The organism is Candidatus Hydrogenedentota bacterium, assembly GCA_013359265.1.
Taxonomy (GTDB): Bacteria; Hydrogenedentota; Hydrogenedentia; order Hydrogenedentales; family SLHB01; genus JABWCD01.
The window spans coordinates 13,229-29,494 of sequence record JABWCD010000007.1 but is presented as its reverse complement, the minus strand read 5'-3'; the positions used below and the strand labels follow the sequence as shown (position 1 = coordinate 29,494).

13 protein-coding genes are annotated in these 16,266 nt (G+C 60.3%); 6 read left to right on the top strand and 7 right to left on the bottom strand.

Going from position 1 to position 16,266, the window contains the following annotated elements; translation table 11 throughout:
* The first annotated feature begins 2 nt into the window (after positions 1 to 2).
* The 5 genes from HUU46_08505 (at position 3) to HUU46_08485 (ending at position 4,927) form a co-directional block, all read left to right on the top strand.
* Complete coding sequence (locus HUU46_08505; protein NUM53670.1) at positions 3 to 959, top strand: glucosamine-6-phosphate isomerase; 957 nt, start codon at positions 3 to 5, stop codon at positions 957 to 959.
* 167 nt (positions 960 to 1,126) lie between these two features.
* Entirely contained in the window at positions 1,127 to 1,885 is a 759-nt protein-coding gene (locus HUU46_08500; GenBank protein ID NUM53669.1) for a hypothetical protein, read from the top strand.
* A 256-nt stretch (positions 1,886 to 2,141) separates the two neighbouring features.
* Entirely contained in the window at positions 2,142 to 2,825 is a 684-nt protein-coding gene (locus tag HUU46_08495) for a hypothetical protein (protein ID NUM53668.1), read from the top strand.
* A 126-nt stretch (positions 2,826 to 2,951) separates the two neighbouring features.
* Positions 2,952 to 4,547 (top strand): TIGR03663 family protein, encoded by a 1,596-nt coding sequence (locus HUU46_08490; GenBank protein ID NUM53667.1) that lies wholly within the window; start codon positions 2,952 to 2,954, stop codon positions 4,545 to 4,547.
* Positions 4,548 to 4,675: 128 nt separating this feature from the next.
* Positions 4,676 to 4,927 carry a UPF0175 family protein gene (locus tag HUU46_08485; GenBank protein ID NUM53666.1) on the top strand — a complete coding sequence of 84 codons (252 nt, stop codon included), beginning with the start codon at positions 4,676 to 4,678 and terminating at the stop codon, positions 4,925 to 4,927.
* Positions 4,928 to 5,182: 255 nt separating this feature from the next.
* Here HUU46_08485 and HUU46_08480 read toward each other — a convergent pair whose 3' ends face one another.
* The 7 genes from HUU46_08480 to HUU46_08450 form a co-directional block, all read right to left on the bottom strand.
* Positions 5,183 to 6,442, bottom strand: a complete 1,260-nt coding sequence (locus HUU46_08480; protein ID NUM53665.1) for an AGE family epimerase/isomerase — start codon at positions 6,440 to 6,442, stop codon at positions 5,183 to 5,185.
* Positions 6,429 to 9,161 carry a glucosidase gene (locus HUU46_08475; protein ID NUM53664.1) on the bottom strand — a complete coding sequence of 911 codons (2,733 nt, stop codon included), beginning with the start codon at positions 9,159 to 9,161 and terminating at the stop codon, positions 6,429 to 6,431. The genes HUU46_08480 and HUU46_08475 overlap by 14 nt, the downstream gene beginning before the upstream one ends.
* A gap of 27 nt (positions 9,162 to 9,188) precedes the next feature.
* Positions 9,189 to 10,193: a VOC family protein gene (locus HUU46_08470; GenBank protein NUM53663.1), complete on the bottom strand. Its 1,005-nt coding sequence runs from the start codon at positions 10,191 to 10,193 to the stop codon at positions 9,189 to 9,191.
* A 41-nt stretch (positions 10,194 to 10,234) separates the two neighbouring features.
* On the bottom strand, positions 10,235 to 11,773 hold the full coding sequence (locus HUU46_08465) for a GMC family oxidoreductase (GenBank protein ID NUM53662.1): 1,539 nt from the start codon (positions 11,771 to 11,773) through the stop codon (positions 10,235 to 10,237).
* A gap of 2 nt (positions 11,774 to 11,775) precedes the next feature.
* The gene (locus tag HUU46_08460) at positions 11,776 to 12,597 is read right to left on the bottom strand and encodes an aquaporin (GenBank protein ID NUM53661.1); all 822 of its coding nucleotides are present in this window, start codon (positions 12,595 to 12,597) and stop codon (positions 11,776 to 11,778) included.
* A gap of 669 nt (positions 12,598 to 13,266) precedes the next feature.
* Positions 13,267 to 14,433: an SGNH/GDSL hydrolase family protein gene (locus tag HUU46_08455; protein NUM53660.1), complete on the bottom strand. Its 1,167-nt coding sequence runs from the start codon at positions 14,431 to 14,433 to the stop codon at positions 13,267 to 13,269.
* 55 nt (positions 14,434 to 14,488) lie between these two features.
* Positions 14,489 to 15,079, bottom strand: coding sequence for a hypothetical protein (locus tag HUU46_08450; protein NUM53659.1), 591 nt, complete (start codon positions 15,077 to 15,079; stop codon positions 14,489 to 14,491).
* A gap of 57 nt (positions 15,080 to 15,136) precedes the next feature.
* Here HUU46_08450 and HUU46_08445 point away from each other — a divergent pair, with 57 nt between their 5' ends.
* Positions 15,137 to 16,228 carry a glycosyltransferase family 4 protein gene (locus HUU46_08445; protein ID NUM53658.1) on the top strand — a complete coding sequence of 364 codons (1,092 nt, stop codon included), beginning with the start codon at positions 15,137 to 15,139 and terminating at the stop codon, positions 16,226 to 16,228.
* Positions 16,229 to 16,266 lie beyond the last annotated feature (38 nt).

Below are 16,266 nucleotides of genomic sequence, written 5' to 3'. Positions count from 1 at the left end.
CGATGGCCGTTAACCTCATGTCTACCCTGCGCGGATCGCTTCTGGAAAACTTCTTTCCGCAAGGATGGGACCTCGGCAAACTCGACTCGCTCTGCGCGCGCGCGCCGGAAACGATTACGCAACGCGAACGGTGGTGGAACAAAAACTTCGAGCCCATTCCCTGCGAGTCGCTGCCGGATTTCGACACGATGATGGGGCACGAAATCGCGATCGAAATCCTTAACGCCAAGATGAAGAAGAAACCGATTGCATTCATCCTGCCGGTGGGACCGATGGGCATGTACAAGTGGGCGGTTTATTTTCTCAAGGAGTGGAACGTGGACTGCAAACACGTCCACGGGTTCAACATGGACGAATGGAGCGATCCGAACGGGAAGACATTACCTTCCGCCGATTCGGGCGCGTTTCAATATGCGATGGAGCAGGCGTTCTACGGCCCGCTGGGGAAACTGACCGTGCCGAAGGCGCAGCGCCATTTCGCCACGAAGGACAGCCTGCCGAAGTATCCCGAACAGATTCGCGCGCTCAAGAAGAAGGGCGCCCGGCTCGTTACGGTGTTTGGCATCGGGCGCGTGTGCCACATCGCGTTTTGGGAGCCGCACTTCGCCGCCGAGTACAAATCTGTCGAGGCATGGAAGAAGGCCGAATTCCGGCTCGGCGCAAAACTGCATCCACTCACGATCGAGCAGAACGCCATCACGAGCTTCAAAAGCCGCACCACCCTCGTGCCGACAACGGCGAATACCATCGGCCCCGGCCTGTTTCTCAAGTCCGACCGTATCATCGGTGGCGCGGACGGTTCGCTGGGCCGCGGCATGATGTGGCAGGGCATGTCGCTCTGGGCAACGCTTCACCACGAACCCACGCCGTGGATTCCGAGCACGTTCATGCCGACTTTATCCGGTAGGTTGTTCTTCCTCAAGGAGATCGCGGGGCCTCTGGTAGCGGAGTGCAACTGATCTGACGCTCGCGAATAGGTACTCGGTTCCCTTTCCGCCGTCGGGAAGTTGACTTCCCGCGCCAACGGACGGAATACTATCCCGAATATGGGCGGCACGTCTTTCGTCTATGTCTACGTGGACAGGCCCTCTGTCCCCAGGTTTTAACGAATACACAGGAGGAGATCATGGTGCGTTTTGCATGGTTGCGCCGGGCCGCGACGGTGGCCACGGTTGCATTGTTGGGCGCGGGCCTCGTCGCGGGCGCCGCGGAAGAGAAAAAGGGGCTCGACCCGTCCAAAGTCAAGGCCGCGGCCCCTGCAGCCGCGGCGAGCGGCGAGATGGAAGAGATCAAGTTCGAGTTGCCGCCGCCGTTTTTTGGCGGTACGCCGTTGACCTATTTCAATGAACACCTCGAGGAAGCGGTCACGGGGCCGCGCGATCCGTTCCTGGCGCCCAAGGGCGCGGTAAACCTGTCTAAAGGAAAGACGGTCACGAGCAGCGATCCCGATCCGACCTTCGGCAAGCTGTCGATGATCACCGACGGCGAGAAAGGCTACCAGCAGGAATACTTGACCGAACTGGCGCCGGGCACGCAGTGGGTGCAGATTGACCTCGGCCAACAGAGCGAGATTTTCGCCGTGCTGTGCTGGCACTTCCACACGGCCGAGCGTGTCTATTTCGACGTGGTCGTCCGCACCGCCGACGACGCGGACTTCACCAAAAACGTCCAGACGCTGTACAACAACGACTACGACAACTCGTCCGGCCTTGGCATCGGCAAGGACAAGGAGTACATCGAGAACAATGAAGGCCGGCTGTTCAGCGCATTGAAGGACGGCAAAGGCGTCTCGGGCCGCTACGTCCGCCTGTACGCCAAGGGCAACACCACGGACGAAACGAGCCACTACGTCGAAGTGGAAGTCTGGGGCACGCCTGCGAAGTAATGACATGGCGGGGGATTCGCCCCGCATCGAACGATCAAACGTGCTGGAGCACACGGCCGGAAAGGCCGTGTGCTTCTCTATTTTTACTATGGCGCAATGCGTCGCGCCCTGATTTCACACGTCTCGAGTTTCGGAATGCAGTTCTGGAATCTCGGATTTGAGATTTGAACTCTGGCCATCAGGCGCTCCTACCTTCGTAAGCGGTTTTGAATTTCCAGGGGCCATGCTGCAGCATAGTGTCATTGGAGAATTAGTCATGCGACACGCGATTCTGGCGAAGCTTGTTGTTGGGTTTGCGGTTGTAGGACTTGCTGCGCTTGCCGCGGAGATGGCGCCCATCGACATCAAACTCCCGCAAGCCTATTTCGGGGGAACGCCGCTAAATTATCCAGGCGAACACTTGGAGGAGAGCACCGGATTGCCGCGCGAGCCATTCTCCGCGCCGAAGGGCGCCGCGGTCCTTTCGCAAGGAAAACCGGTCACTAGCAGTTCCGCCAATCCGACGTTCGGCAAGCTGTCGATGATTACCGACGGCGAGAAAGGCTATCAGCAGGAGTTTCTCACCGAACTTGCCCCAGGCACGCAATGGGTCCAAATCGATCTGGGGGAACCGTGCGAGATTTACGCCATCGTCGTATGGCATTTCCACCAGGGCGAACGCGTCTACTACGACTTCGTCGTCCGAACGGCAGACGACGCGGACTTCAAGACGAACGTACAAAAGCTCTATAACAACGACTTCGACAACAGCTCCGGATTGGGTGTAGGCAACGACAAGGAGTACATCGAGAGTAACGAAGGGCGTCTCGTATCCGCGCTCAGGGATGGAAAAGGCACACTGGGCCGCTACGTCCGGCTTTATTCCAAAGGCAACACGACGGACGATGCGAACCACTACGTCGAAGTGGAAGTCTGGGGCAAGCCGCGACCGAAAAAGTGACGCGCGCACGCGGTTGTTCTGACAATTCGCAAGTCGCCCGGTCGGCGTGTCCCTTTGCGATCCATTCTATCCTTTGCGCCGCTTGCGAACGCCTTGGCTCCTCGAATCCGCTAGAATACTTCCCTGATGACCAACACCACCGTGCAAGAATCTTCGCGCGCCGGCCTTGCGCTCGTCCTGATTGCGCTTGCCGTCGCGCTCGCGTTTCGCGTGCCGGACCTCAAGCTGAAGCCGTTCCACGGCGATGAAGCGAATCAGGCCTATAAGGCCGGCAAGATTCTCCTCGAAACCGGCGTCTACACGTACGACCCCATCGAGCACCATGGCCCTACGATCTACTATCTCGCGCTCCCGGCCGCATGGCTGACGACCGACGGCACCTTTGCGGGCACCGTCGAAGCGACATATCGCATTGTGCCGGTGCTCTTCGGCGCGGTGATCGTACTGTTGTTATTGCCATTGCGCACGGCGCTCGGAAATCGCGCAACCTTTATCGCGGCCCTGCTCACGGCGACTTCGCCCGCGATGGTCTACTACAGCCGCTACTACATTCAGGAAATGCTGCTGGTCTTCTTCGCGTTTGGCGCGATTGCCGCGGGATGGCGGTACACTCAGCGTCCATCATTGTCCGCCGCGATCGCAGGCGGGCTATGCATCGGGCTCGCGCACGCAAGCAAGGAAACGTGTGTACTTGCGTTCGCGTCGTATGTCGGCGCGGGCATGTGTACGGTGGGCTGGTCGCGGCTGCGCGACGGCAAGGGCGATACGCGTGCGGACCTCAACTGCATTCGCGCAAGGCACGCCGCACTTTGTGCGATTGCGGCCGCGAGCGTATCCGTCCTGTTCTTCTCGTCGTTCTTCACGCACTGGCGCGGCGTCCTCGATTCGGTGTTGACCTACGCGAACTACACGAACAAAGCGGGCAGCCCGCATATACATGACAAGCCGTGGCACTACTACCTGCAGATGTTGCTTTTCACGAGGAACGCGCCGTACCCGTGGTTCAGCGAGGCGCTCATACTTGCTCTCGGCGCGCTCGGCATTCGCGTGGCCTTGTCCGCAAAGCGGTCACACACGCCGCATGCAAACCTGTTGCGCTTTCTCGCGTTCTACACGCTGGGCATGACGGCCGTATACTCGATTATTCCCTACAAGACGCCGTGGTGCGCGTTGAACTTTCTGCAGCCGCTAATCGTCATGGCGGGTGTCGGCGCGGACGCGCTTATCCGAGGGCTTCGATTGCGCGCGTGGCGCGTCGGCGTTTCGACGTTGCTCGCGCTTCTGGCGGGCCAACTCGCGTGGCAGGCGTACCTCGCGTGCTACGTCTATCACTCCGACGTGCGCAATCCGTACGTCTACGGCCACACGTCCAGCGCGATCAAACGTCTCGAAGAACGCCTCGATCAGATCGCCGCGGTGTCGCCCGAGGGCTACGATACGCTCGCCGGCGTTCTCAGCCCGACCCGCGACTATTGGCCGCTGCCGTGGTACTTGCGCAAGTTCGACCGCGTCGGCTTCTGGGACACGCTGCCGCCGGAAGCGGGCGCGCCGATCTACTCCGCGCCGATTGTCATAGCCTCATCGAGTATTGCACGAGAGCTCAACGCGAAACTGCCCGGCGACTACCATTCCGAAATGCATGCATTGCGCCCCGGCGTGCTGCTGACGGTATTCATTCGCACAGATCTTTGGGAGGCCTTTATGGCCACGCGAGTACGTTAAATTGCCGGTAGGAGTAGAATCCATTACGAATAGTCCCCACGGTTGGCTATAATAATGGCGCTTGCGCAACCTTTCATAGGTGTGCAGCGGTGGATTACCTGGACTCTCGGGCAAAGGAGTAACAGACAGTGCCGACCATGACATTAGAAATGTCAAGCGAAGTATTGGCCGCTTTGCGGTGTACTCCCGCGGATTTTCCTCAAGAAATCCGCTTTGCCGCCGCGACCACGTGGTATTTGGACGGGAAAATATCTCAGGAGATTGCCGCACAAATCGCTGGAATGAACCGAACGGATTTTCTGCTGGCCCTTGCTCGCGCTGGAAAGGAATCGTTTCAGGTCGACTTAGCGGACTTGGATCGGGAACTCCGGCATGGGTGAGACCTTCGTGGTCGATGCGTCTCCGCTCATTTTTCTAAGCCGCGCAGACCAACTCGTGCTCCTGCGAAAGCTTGCGTCCAGAGTTCTCGTGCCTGTACCGGTTTTGCGGGAAATCCAGCGAAAAGGCCCAGATGACCCGACGGTTCGCGCGCTCGCCTCAAACTCGTGGTTAGAACAGGTTACCGCTTCGGTTGTGCCCGCCGAAATCACCGGATGGGGACTCGGAGAGGGCGAGTCCGCTGTGCTTGCGCACGCCTACAAACAGTCTGGCAGCGCCGCTGAAACTCGAATAAGCGCGCGCGCCGCGTGGAATGCGGTTTTCCATTCGCGGCCTTTGTCGGTCGTTGTCGGGACGCCGGTCGACCAGTCGGTTTCCTGATACCAGTCGCCGCACTCATGATCGATTTGATGACTCCAAGTCCACTCAAACGTCTTGATGAACGCGTCAGCGTATTTTTCGTCGAGGGTCCATCGGTAAGCTTCAACAAGCGCATTCATCAACTCGGCCTGCGCCCACCATGTTTTCAGCAGGCGATTTTCGTCGAGGTGCCTCGCCTCGAGGACGTGGCCGGACATCGGGCCGTATGCGGCGAGCCCGCCCTGCGCGTTATCGAAGCCGAATGCCAGCGCATGGTCGATCAATCCGAGGACAACCGGCCGGTATCGTTCGTGCGGCTCGTTAAGCAGGTCGACGGCTTCGAGCATAAGCCACGCAAGCTCGACATTGAGGCCGTACGAAGTCGTCATGTTACCGTGGCCGTCGGGAACGGGATTCCAATCGCGATCGAAGGCGGTGATCGTGCAACGATTCGCGGGGTCTATGCCGCGGGCCGCGATGAGTCGAAGAATATCGCGCAGCGGATCCAAATGCTGCTTCGCGCCCGTGACTCGCGACAGGTACAGCAGTCCTTCGAGCACATTTGTGTGCATGTCGACGGTCTTGATGCCTTGTTGTCCACCGAGATTCATTTGCTCGTCGTTAAGAACGGGCCACGGGGCGCCGTCGAAATCCTCGATGTAGCCACGGTCTCCGTCTTTCGCCTTCGCTGACAGCACGTCGAAAACACGTTCCGCCAGTTCTCGCGCCTCCGCGCGCTTCGACGCGCGGAAGTATTCGCATAAGCCGATCAGCGCGTAACCGTGAAAGTCAGTATTCTTTCGTCGCGATATGGGCACGCCGTCCCTCGTGACGGAGAAATAGAAGCCGCCATTCGCTTCATCCCACATGTGGCGTGCAACGAAGTCGAAACCCTGCGTCGCAAGTTCGAGGTACCGGCCATCGCCGAGACCGTGCATGTGCGCCATAGACAGTGCGGCGATCATGCGCACCTGCATGATTAGGATTTTTTCGCAGTCGTCGAGCCGATTGCCGTAGCGGTCGAGGCGCGTCAGGAACCCGCCGAATTCCTTGTCCACGGCGTGCGTCGCCCAAAACGGCATAAGATTGCCGGCAAGAGTCGATTCAGCCTTGCCGGCAATGATGGTCAGTTCTTCACCTATGTCATCCCGAGGCAACCGGCTCCGCCTCCGCTTTTTTCGCCGATCCGTTGCCGCGCGCTTCCTGGGCGCGTTCACAGCGCGCGGCCATGTCGATCAGCCGCGCGGCGAGTGCGGTCCACCCGGTCTGATGGCTTGCGCCGACGCCGCGGCCGGTGTCTCCGTGGAAATACTCGTAGAAGAGGACCAATTCCTTCCAATGCGGATCGTTCGCGTACTGCACCGCGTCGCCGTGGCACGGCCGCCTGCCGCCTGCATCCGGTATGAACAGCGACGTAAGCCGCCGCGCGAGTTCGTTTGCGACTTCCTGCAAGTTCATCAAGTTGCCCGAACCTGCCGGGCATTCGACCTTGAGCGAGTCGCCGTAAAAATGGTGGTAGCGTTCCAGCGACTCGATCAGCAGGTAGTTCAACGGAAACCAGATGGGCCCGCGCCAATTCGAGTTTCCGCCAAACAATCCGGTGTCGGACTCACCCGGCGTGTACGTCACCCGGTATTCCTCATCGCCGACGTTGAAGACGTACGGCCTATCGAGGTGAACGCGAGACAATGCGCGAATGCCGTATGGCGCGAGAAATTCGCTTTCATCGAGGACATAGCGCAGCACGCGTTCGAGCCGGTCACGCGAGGGTATCGCGAGCAGGCGGTGTTCGTGGTGGACCTCGCCGTACACATCTTCCTCCATGTAGGAAATGTGGCGCGCAAGGTCTTTGCGGTTCGCCATAAACCATTCCATTCGCTTCTTGAAGCCCGGCAACTTGTCGATGACGCACTGCTCGAGATTTTCCACCGCGAACAATGGAATTACGCCTACAAGCGAGCGCACCTTCAGCGGAATCGACCCGCCGTTCAGGCGCAATTGGTCGTAATAAAAACCGTCCTGCTCGTCCCACAACCCGTTTCCACCAAGCGTATTCATCGCATCGGTAATGTGCACAAAGTGCTCGAAGAACTTCGAGGCCATGTCTTCGTATGACGGATCGGTTTGCGCCAGTTCGAGGGCCATGGACAGCATGGTCGCGCAATAGAACGCCATCCACGCCGTGCCGTCCGCTTGTTCGAGCGTCCCGCCCGTGGGCAGCGGGCGCGATCGATCGAACACGCCTATATTGTCGAGGCCAAGAAATCCGCCGGAAAAAATGTTGCGTCCATCCGGGTCTTTGCGGTTCACCCACCACGTGAAGTTCATCAGCAGCTTCTGAAACGTCCGCGCGAGGAATTGTGTGTCGCGCTGGCCGCGCGGTCCGGTCATCTTGTACACGCGCCAGCACGCCCATGCGTGCACCGGCGGGTTCACGTCGCCGAACGCGAATTCGTACGCGGGTATCTGGCCGTTCGGGTGCATGTACCACTCGCGGAGAAAGAGCGTGAGCTGCGCCTTCGCGAATTCCGGGTCCACCTGCGCCATCGGCACCATGTGAAACGCCAGGTCCCACGCCGCGAACCACGGATACTCCCACTTGTCCGGCATCGAGATGATATCGCGGCTGTAGAAGTGCGGCCACTCGATATTGCGCCCCAGCTTGCGCGACGACGGTGGCATCGGCTGCTCCGGATCGCCATCGAGCCAGTCGCGAATGATGTAGTGGTAGAACTGTTTTGTCCACAACAGCCCCGCGTACGCCTGCCGCGCTACGTTGCGTTCCTCGGCGTTCGCGATGTGCGCCATGCGCGACGCGTAGAACCCATCCGCGTCCTTGATGCGCTCCGCGAAAATCGCCTCGAATTCCGGCCCCAGCGGCGGGACCTTCGGCGAGTCCGCCTCGGAACACAGCCGCATCTTCAGCGTCACGCTTTCACCGGCGGGTATGTCCAGTACATAAAGCCGCGCGGCTTTCGTGCCTTGCAGTTTCGGGTTGACGGCGTCTGTCTTGCCGTGAACGACGTACTCGTGAAACGCGTCGCGCACGTACGGACTCATGTTCGTCGCGCCGAACAGACGCTCGGAGTTCGTTTCGTTTTCGGTAAAGAGCCACTGCGCGGGCGTCGCGCCGGGCCCCGCGTCCGCGCAGAAAAAATAGCGGCCGAACGTAACGTGTCGCGACACCACGACACCCTCTTCGAGTTTCATGCCGGGCTTAATCCAGCAACCTTCGTGCAGGCATCCCCACGACCACGTGTTGCGAAACCACAACTGCGGCAGCACGTGGATGCGCGCCGCTTCCGGTCCCCGGTTCGCCACCGTGACGCGGATCAAGATATCGTCCGGCGCGCCCTTGGCATACTCCGCGGTCACGTCGAAGTAACGATTGTCGTTGAACACGCCCGTATCGATTAATTCGAATTCCGGCGCGCCTTTTCCGCGGCGGCGGTTTTCCTCCGCCAGTTGCGCGTACGGATACTCCGCCTGCGGATACTTGTACTGCGCCTTCATGTACGAATGCGTCGGCGTCGAATCGAGGTAATAGTAAAGTTCCTTGACATCCTCGCCGTGGTTACCCTCCGGCCCAGTCAATCCGAACAGCCGTTCCTTCAGAATCGGATCCTTGCCGTTCCACAGCGCAAGCGCGAAGCACAACCGGCACTCGCGGTCGGTGATGCCCAACAATCCGTCTTCGCCCCACCGGTACGCGCGGCTGCGGGCGTGGTCGTGCGGGAAGTAGTCCCAACACTCGCCATAAGGCGAGTAGTCCTCGCGAACGGTTCCCCACTGTCGTTCGCTGAGGTACGGCCCCCAGCGCTGCCAGTTTTTCGTGCGGTCGTTCGATTCCACCAATCGCTGTTCTTCAGCCGTCATCGATTGCTTTCCCTTGGGCATGATGAGTTACCTCTGCACGATTCGTATCGCGTGACCGTCCGGGTCGCGCACCAGTATACCTTGAGAGAAATCCAGACTGTTCTTCGGAATTTCGATAACACCAGGCGATACCCACGCGTGGCCCGTCGTACGCACCGCCTGCGCCGCGGCCCTTGCATCGGTCGCGGTCACCGTCGTTTGCCACTGCCAGAGGTCGGGCGCGCGCGAGTCCGCGGGATAGGGGCGACCGTCGCGCGGAGTGAGGTATTCGAGGAATTCGATAGACGGGCCTGACATGGAACGCAGGCTGGTGATACGCAGCCGCGCCCCGAAAACGTTGTTCAGGTGCTCCTGCTCGACGCCGTAATTCTCGCTCTCCCCCGCCACTTTCATACCGAGCACGTCCCGATAGAAGCGCAGGCTGGCCTCCGTGTCGTTTACGACGATTGCGGTATGGTCGATGCCGAGAAACAACTTGTCCGTGGGCACGTGCCACTTTCCATCGCCTTTGCCTTCGGGAAAGTTCAGCACCTCGAGCACGTGCCCATCCGGGTCCTTGAAGTAGAAGGCGCTGATCCCGCCCGCGTTCTTGTTCCAGCCGGGCAACGTCTGCGGCCCGCTCGACGCGTGCGCGACCTTGAACCCGCGCAGCCGCGCGTAGGCTTTGTCCATGTCGCTCACAATTATGGCGATATGCTGAAACCAGCGATCGTTGCTGCGCGAATCTATTGGAATGGGGCGCCCCTGCGGCGCCAGGTACTGCGTCAGTTCGATCTGCTCCGAGCCCAATTGCATCCGCGCGATGCGCATTCGCAATCCGAATACGCCCGACAAGCGCTCGTACGCCTCGCCCGCCACTTCGGTCTCGGACACTTTCTCGAATGTCAATACGCGGCTGTACCAATCGACCGCACTGTCCAGGTCCGAGACGACCATACCAATTGTCGCAACCGAATCGACTCCCGGCACTGCAAGCGCCGATCCCGCCGCAAGCGCCAGCACTACATAGGAAAGGACCGCGCGCAACGCCATGTACTGTGCAGTGACCGCGGCGCTCTTCTTGGCGCAACTCGTCATGACAAGCGCGCCTTAAGGTGATCGCCCACGCGTAGCGCGTTCGCGATGATTGTCAGTGCGGGGTTCACTGCGCCGCACGAAGGGAAAAAGCTTCCGTCCACCGCGTACAAGTTGTCGATCTCATGCGCCTTGCAGTTTATGTCGAGCACACTTGTCGCTGCGTCCTTACCGAACCGCAAGGTGCCGTTCTGGTGCGCCACACCGGCCAGCGGAATGCGCCCCGGCACGTAAGCCTGGAGCGGAATCAGATGCTCGTCGAATTCGATGTGTTTCAACAGGCCTTTCAGCTTGTCGAGCAACCGTTTGTGCGACGTTTCATTGTTCGGCGCATAGTCGAGCGTGATGCGTCCGTCTTTCGACAGGACCACGCGGTTGTTCGGGTCCGGCAGGTCCTCCGTCGTACACCAGAACGGGACCGCATGCTCCGCCATGACTTCGAGCGGTTTTGTCGGCGTGAACCTCGGCGCTCCCGCGCGCAGAATGTTCGCGTCGATAGCGCTGATAAGCGAGATGTGACCCATCGGGAAATGGAAGTCGTCCGCGCCAAAGTAGAAATCGTTCAGCCCAAGCGTCTTGTTGAACTTCGTGTCGTTGCGGTGTTGCGACAGGGCGAGGTACATCGAGTTCACGTGGCACATGTAGTTGCGCCCGACCTGATCCGAGCCGTTCGCCAATCCCTTTGGGTGCTGGTCGTTTGCGGAACGCAACAACAGCGCGGCCGAATTGATCGCGCCGCACGAACTCACCACGATCTCCGCGGACAGCGTCTCGATGCTCCCATTTCGTTTCACAATCACTTTGGAGATAGACCTGCCCGAAGGGTCTGTTTCTAGCCGCTCGACGTACGCCCCCGTCATAATACTCACGTTCGGGTGCTGTAACGCCGGCTCGACGCACACAACTTCCGCGTCGGCCTTCGCGTGTACCAGGCATGGGAACCCGTCGCAGGTGTTGCACCGAATGCACTTGCTCTTGCGTTCGTTCTTCTCGTCGCGCATGATGCCGACCGGCATGGGAAACGGATTGCATCCTTGCATCTTGAGGCCGTCGTAGATTTGGCGAATTCGCGGTTCGTGGCTCAGCGCGGGGTAATCGTACGGCGCGCTCGCACGCGGTTCCGTCGGGTCTGCGCCGCGCTCGCCGTGGACGAAGTAGAGCTTTTCCGCCTCGGTGTAATACGGCTCGAGTGTGTCGTAGCCGATCGGCCATGCGGGCGAAATTCCGTCGTGATGTCTCAACTCGCCAAAGTCCTGCTCGCGCAAGCGAATCAACGCCGCGCCATAAAACTTCGTGTTCCCGCCCACGTAGTAGTGCGTGCCCGCGTGAAACTCGTGGCCCTTTTTGTCGAGCCATGCCTCGTTAATGTGGTACCGGTTCTCGACCACCACCGCGTGGCTGTCCCAGTTCTCCTTCTCGCGGGGCACGAACTCGCCGCGTTCGAGAATCAGAACCTTCTTTCCTGTCGGGGCGAGCCGGTACGCCAGCGTCCCGCCGCCCGCGCCCGATCCGATAATGATGACGTCGTAGCGCTCCATGCTCAGTTTCCTCCCCGCGGCACGCACGCCGGCGCCGCCAGCTCCGGATGTTGGTACTCGCAAAAAATGCAGCGATGATGGTTTCGATGATGTAGCTTTGCGCAATTCACACGCGCGGCGCCCAGAGTGCGCAGGTACCACTCGCTCGCGGCGAGCATCCCCAGCAACGGCGCGGCTGCATAAATCCAAAATGCCGTCCACTGGCGCGCGACGAGGGCAGACCCAAACGTCCGGGCCGGATTTATGCTCATCCCCGACAACGGCGCCTCGAACGTGATGTAAACGACGAGCAGCGCGCCGGCAAAGAGGCCCGTGTACGGCGCGAACCGCTCGCGGTTCGTCGTGGCAAGCACCATCGCCATCATCCCGAACGAGATCGCCGCCTCGGCGGCAAACGCCGCCCACACGCCCCATTTCCCAGGGACGGTCACCACATAGTTCACATTCGGATCGGATACGGCGCCGCGGACCATCGCATACACGATGAACACGCCAAGCGCGCCGCCGGAAAACTGGAACAGGACATAAAACGCCGCGTCCATCGGCGCCACCTTGCCCAACCGCAAGAAGGTCAGCGTCACAGCAGGGTTCATGTGCGCGCCGGAACGCTTTCCCCATGGCGAGTAGATCAGCGCGATCGCCGTGAGGCCCATCGCAACGCCCATGAGGAACCGCCGCGCCAGTTCGTTGTCGATCGCCCGCGCAACGCCCGAACCGGGGAAATAGAACAACGCACCGAACCCGCACGCCGATGCCATGAAAGCTCCCAACAGTCCCGCCTCCATGATGTACTCGGGCCAATGTTTTCGCAGCGCGTCAACCATGACAGTTCCCAACGTTCTCCGGCTATGCATTCGCGACACCGGGGTTCCAATGTCGGAACAAATGCCGCAGTCTGGGCGGCCTCGAGGATATCGGCGCTACCGGGCAGCACCAGTGAATCTGCGTAAGCGCCAATTCGGTGAGGCATCGGGATTCCTGGGAATGCCGTGATTCGGGGGTGCGGCAGTAGCGTTTGTTTCGGGCGGGGCCGCCGCTTCGGTTTCCGGCGGGGCAGTGTCTTCGGCTAAATCACCGTGTTTTGTTCCCATGCAATGCGTTGTGCGAATCAAAGCGAGAACGGGTGACGCGATTGCTACGGCGAGAAGTCGGACGCGCCGCGCGTGCACGCATTGAATATGGGCGTCCGGGAGTCCAAAATCAGGGCGTCGGAATTTGGCCGCGGAATTGGCACGCATGTGGATTCGCGCTGCGCCAGTGACGGCACGCTAGTGCCGCGAGGGAGCGTCCAATGCTTATTCTACTCTGGGCATTTGTCTACTACTTGATTCTATACGGAATCATCATCCCGATACTTTGAGAGCGTGCGAGCGTTCTGATTGCGTCCGCTCCGCCCAGGCTTTGTGGACGTTCGGCAGTCCGTTCGTCTCGAGGGCGGCGTAAGCGCCGGGCCATGCGCGGCGACGCAGCTTCGGATCGCGTGGCCCCGAGCATCATTTCCGCGAGAGTACACGCCTCAACGACGGTTCGATTGCGTCCGCCATCCGCAGGAATCCAATGTCGTTCGGATGGACACCGTCCACGGTGGCGTCGTGATCATCGCCAAAGAATTCGTCGCACGGAATGTAATAGAGCCGTCGAACTCCCCCGTTTCGAAGTCTCGTGTATGCCGCGTGAAGCGCCTCGTTTTTCTTGACGTAGGAATCTTTGCTTGCGTCGAGGAACCACCCTTTCTCATAAGGGACGTTCTCCACCAGCACAATCGGCGTATCCGGCCGCGCGGCGCGCAAGGTCTTCACCAGCGGTTCGGTTCGCTCCGTGATCAGGGCCGGGTCCATATTCGGGCAGCAATCGATGACGTAGACGGACACGTCGAGTCTTGAAATCAGTTCGACGATGGGCGGGTCCATTCGTCCGTTCCCCGAGAAACCGAGATTAATGACCGGCCGCTCCATCCGCCGCCCGATAATCGACGGATACGCCATGCCCGGGCGCGACGCACACGCGCCGTGGAGAATCGAAGACCCCCAGAACAGCATCGGCTTTTCGTAACGCGCGCCGTACCCCGGGTTTGTCGTAATTGTCGAGCCTTGCGCTATTCCGATCTCCAGCTTCTCTGTTCCGTTATAGAGCGGGAAATACATCCGGTATTCGTGCATGCCTGCGGGCAGGCCGGACGCAAGCACGGCTTCGTTGCCTTCCTTCTTCTCCGGAAAGCCGGTCCCGATCCATCCCCAGCGGCCTTCGTGCTTCACATACAGGTCGACGCCGCTCACGCCCGTTGCGGGCATGTGCGGCATCGCGATCCGGTCCTCGCGCAATGACCAGCGCACGGAAACGCTCGGCGAATCGGTCATGAAGCGCACATTGATTCCCGCGGAATGGTGCGACAGATTCCACACCGGGTCAGGAATCTTCCCCTCTGCCTCCGCCGGGAAACGATCATAGGAATGCTTCAGCCCCTCGCTCCAGCCGCGCCCTTCGACGCCGATATCGAGCGCGTCGTACCACGTCGTCTTCCCGTCGGCGCTTGCCATTCCCCGCGCGGCATCCACGCGCGGCGCTTGCGCCACAGGTCCCGGTCTGGAAAACGTCTGGCACCCGACGAATGGCGTCGTCATCGCGATGAGTACAATTGCCCGTAGCGCAACCGATCCCATGATTCCCCCCCACCTTGGTTTCGACGAGACAAACGCGACGGGGACCTGTATCCCGCTACCGATCTTCGCTTGTCTTGTCCGATTCCTGTTCTTGCCGTTCCCTGTGCTTCCGCTCGAATTCCTTATAGGCTTCGCAGGCGGTGACGTCGAAAGCGAGCGGAACGTCGAGATCGCTCAACCTAACCTTGTTGGCAGGATTGATCGCGACGTCCACGTACAACGCTTGACCTTCGAAGCGTTCAAGGTCCGGCCTATCTGCAATACGTTCGGCGACATGCAAGATCCAGTCTGCAACAACAATCCGATCCGTTCCGTCGAATTCCTTCATCTTGATCGCGAAGTCGCGTTTCGGAATGGTCGCGTGGATCGTCGTGCCCTTCAATCCGCCCAGTTTGTCCAGGAACGCGTTGAGAACGTTGGTATCGCCTGCGTAGTAGGCGTGCGAGTCCGCAATCGGTCCGATGCTTCCCGCAAACCGGCCCTTGTCGTTCATCAGGTCGCGCAGATCCTCAGGCCAACTTGAAACGGCGGGCATGGGCTGCGAGCCAAACAGCTCGAGAAGGGCGAAGGACGGCGCCGCGATTGCAGTTGCCAACGAGAAGAAAAGCGCGGTCCGATACCTGCTGCCCCACGTTGTATTGCCCATGGCGTTAGGCGCTCCTTCTCTTCTTGTCGAAGCACTTCGTTCGCGACACCGACTATAATGCCGCACGTGAAGGACCCTATTCGAGTACTGCACCTTGCCGAAAGCCCGTACTTCGGCGGCATCAACGCGCACATTTGCAGCGTCGTGCGCGCCTTTCGCGACCGCCCCGGCGTGACAATCTCGGTCGCCACGCTGCCCGGCGTCCACGCGGACCGGTGGCTGTTCGACGTGCTGGGCGAGAAGTACGTTTACGAGCTTCCGATGGCCTCGCGGTTCGACTTCAGCGTAACCAAACGGCTGCGAGAGTACGTGGCGCGCGAAGAAATCGACGTCGTCCACACGCACAACTACCGCGCCACGCTTGTCGCCTCCCGCGCGAAACTTCCGATTCCCGTCGTCAATACCTCGCACGGGATGGTCATCGACGGCGGCCTGAAGGTCCGCGCGTACCAATGGCTCGAACTTCACGCCATGCGAAACCTCCGCGCGACGGTCGCTGTTTCCGGCTTCGTGAACCGCTGGCTTGTGTCACGGGGCGTTCCGCGGGAGAAGTTGCGCACGATTCACAACGGCTATGAACCTGAGCCGAACAGCCGGGACCTGGATCGCCGCACGCTCGGCATCGCAAACGATGCAACGGTCTATCTGTTTGTCGGACGGCTCGCGCACGGCAAGGGAATCCGCGAGTTCATCGATGCGTTGCGCGGCATTGATGGCGCGCACGCGGTGATCGTGGGCGACGGCCCCTTGCGCGGAGACAGCGAAGCCGTCGCGCATGCGGCACGAGTTGCCGCGCATTTCGCGGGCATCCAGCGCGACGTGACACCGTACTACCGTTTCGCAGACGTCGTCGTGTTGCCCTCGCGTATGGAAGCGCTACCGATGACGCTCATCGAAGCGGCGGCCCACGGAAAACCGGTCGTCGCGTCGAACGTCGGCGGAATTCCCGAGGTGGTGGCCGATAGCGAAACCGGACTGTTGGTCAAAACGCGCGACCGCGCGCAACTGCATGACGCGTTAAGAAAACTCACGAACGCCGATCTGCGCGCGCGCCTCGGCGCGGCGGCATACGCGCGCTGGCGCGAACGGTTTACGCTCAATGACATGGCGGACGCGCTGCATTCCCTCTACCGTGAAGCCGTTGGTTAACGGCCCTATCGAAACGCTGCGACAGCGGATCCAAGGAA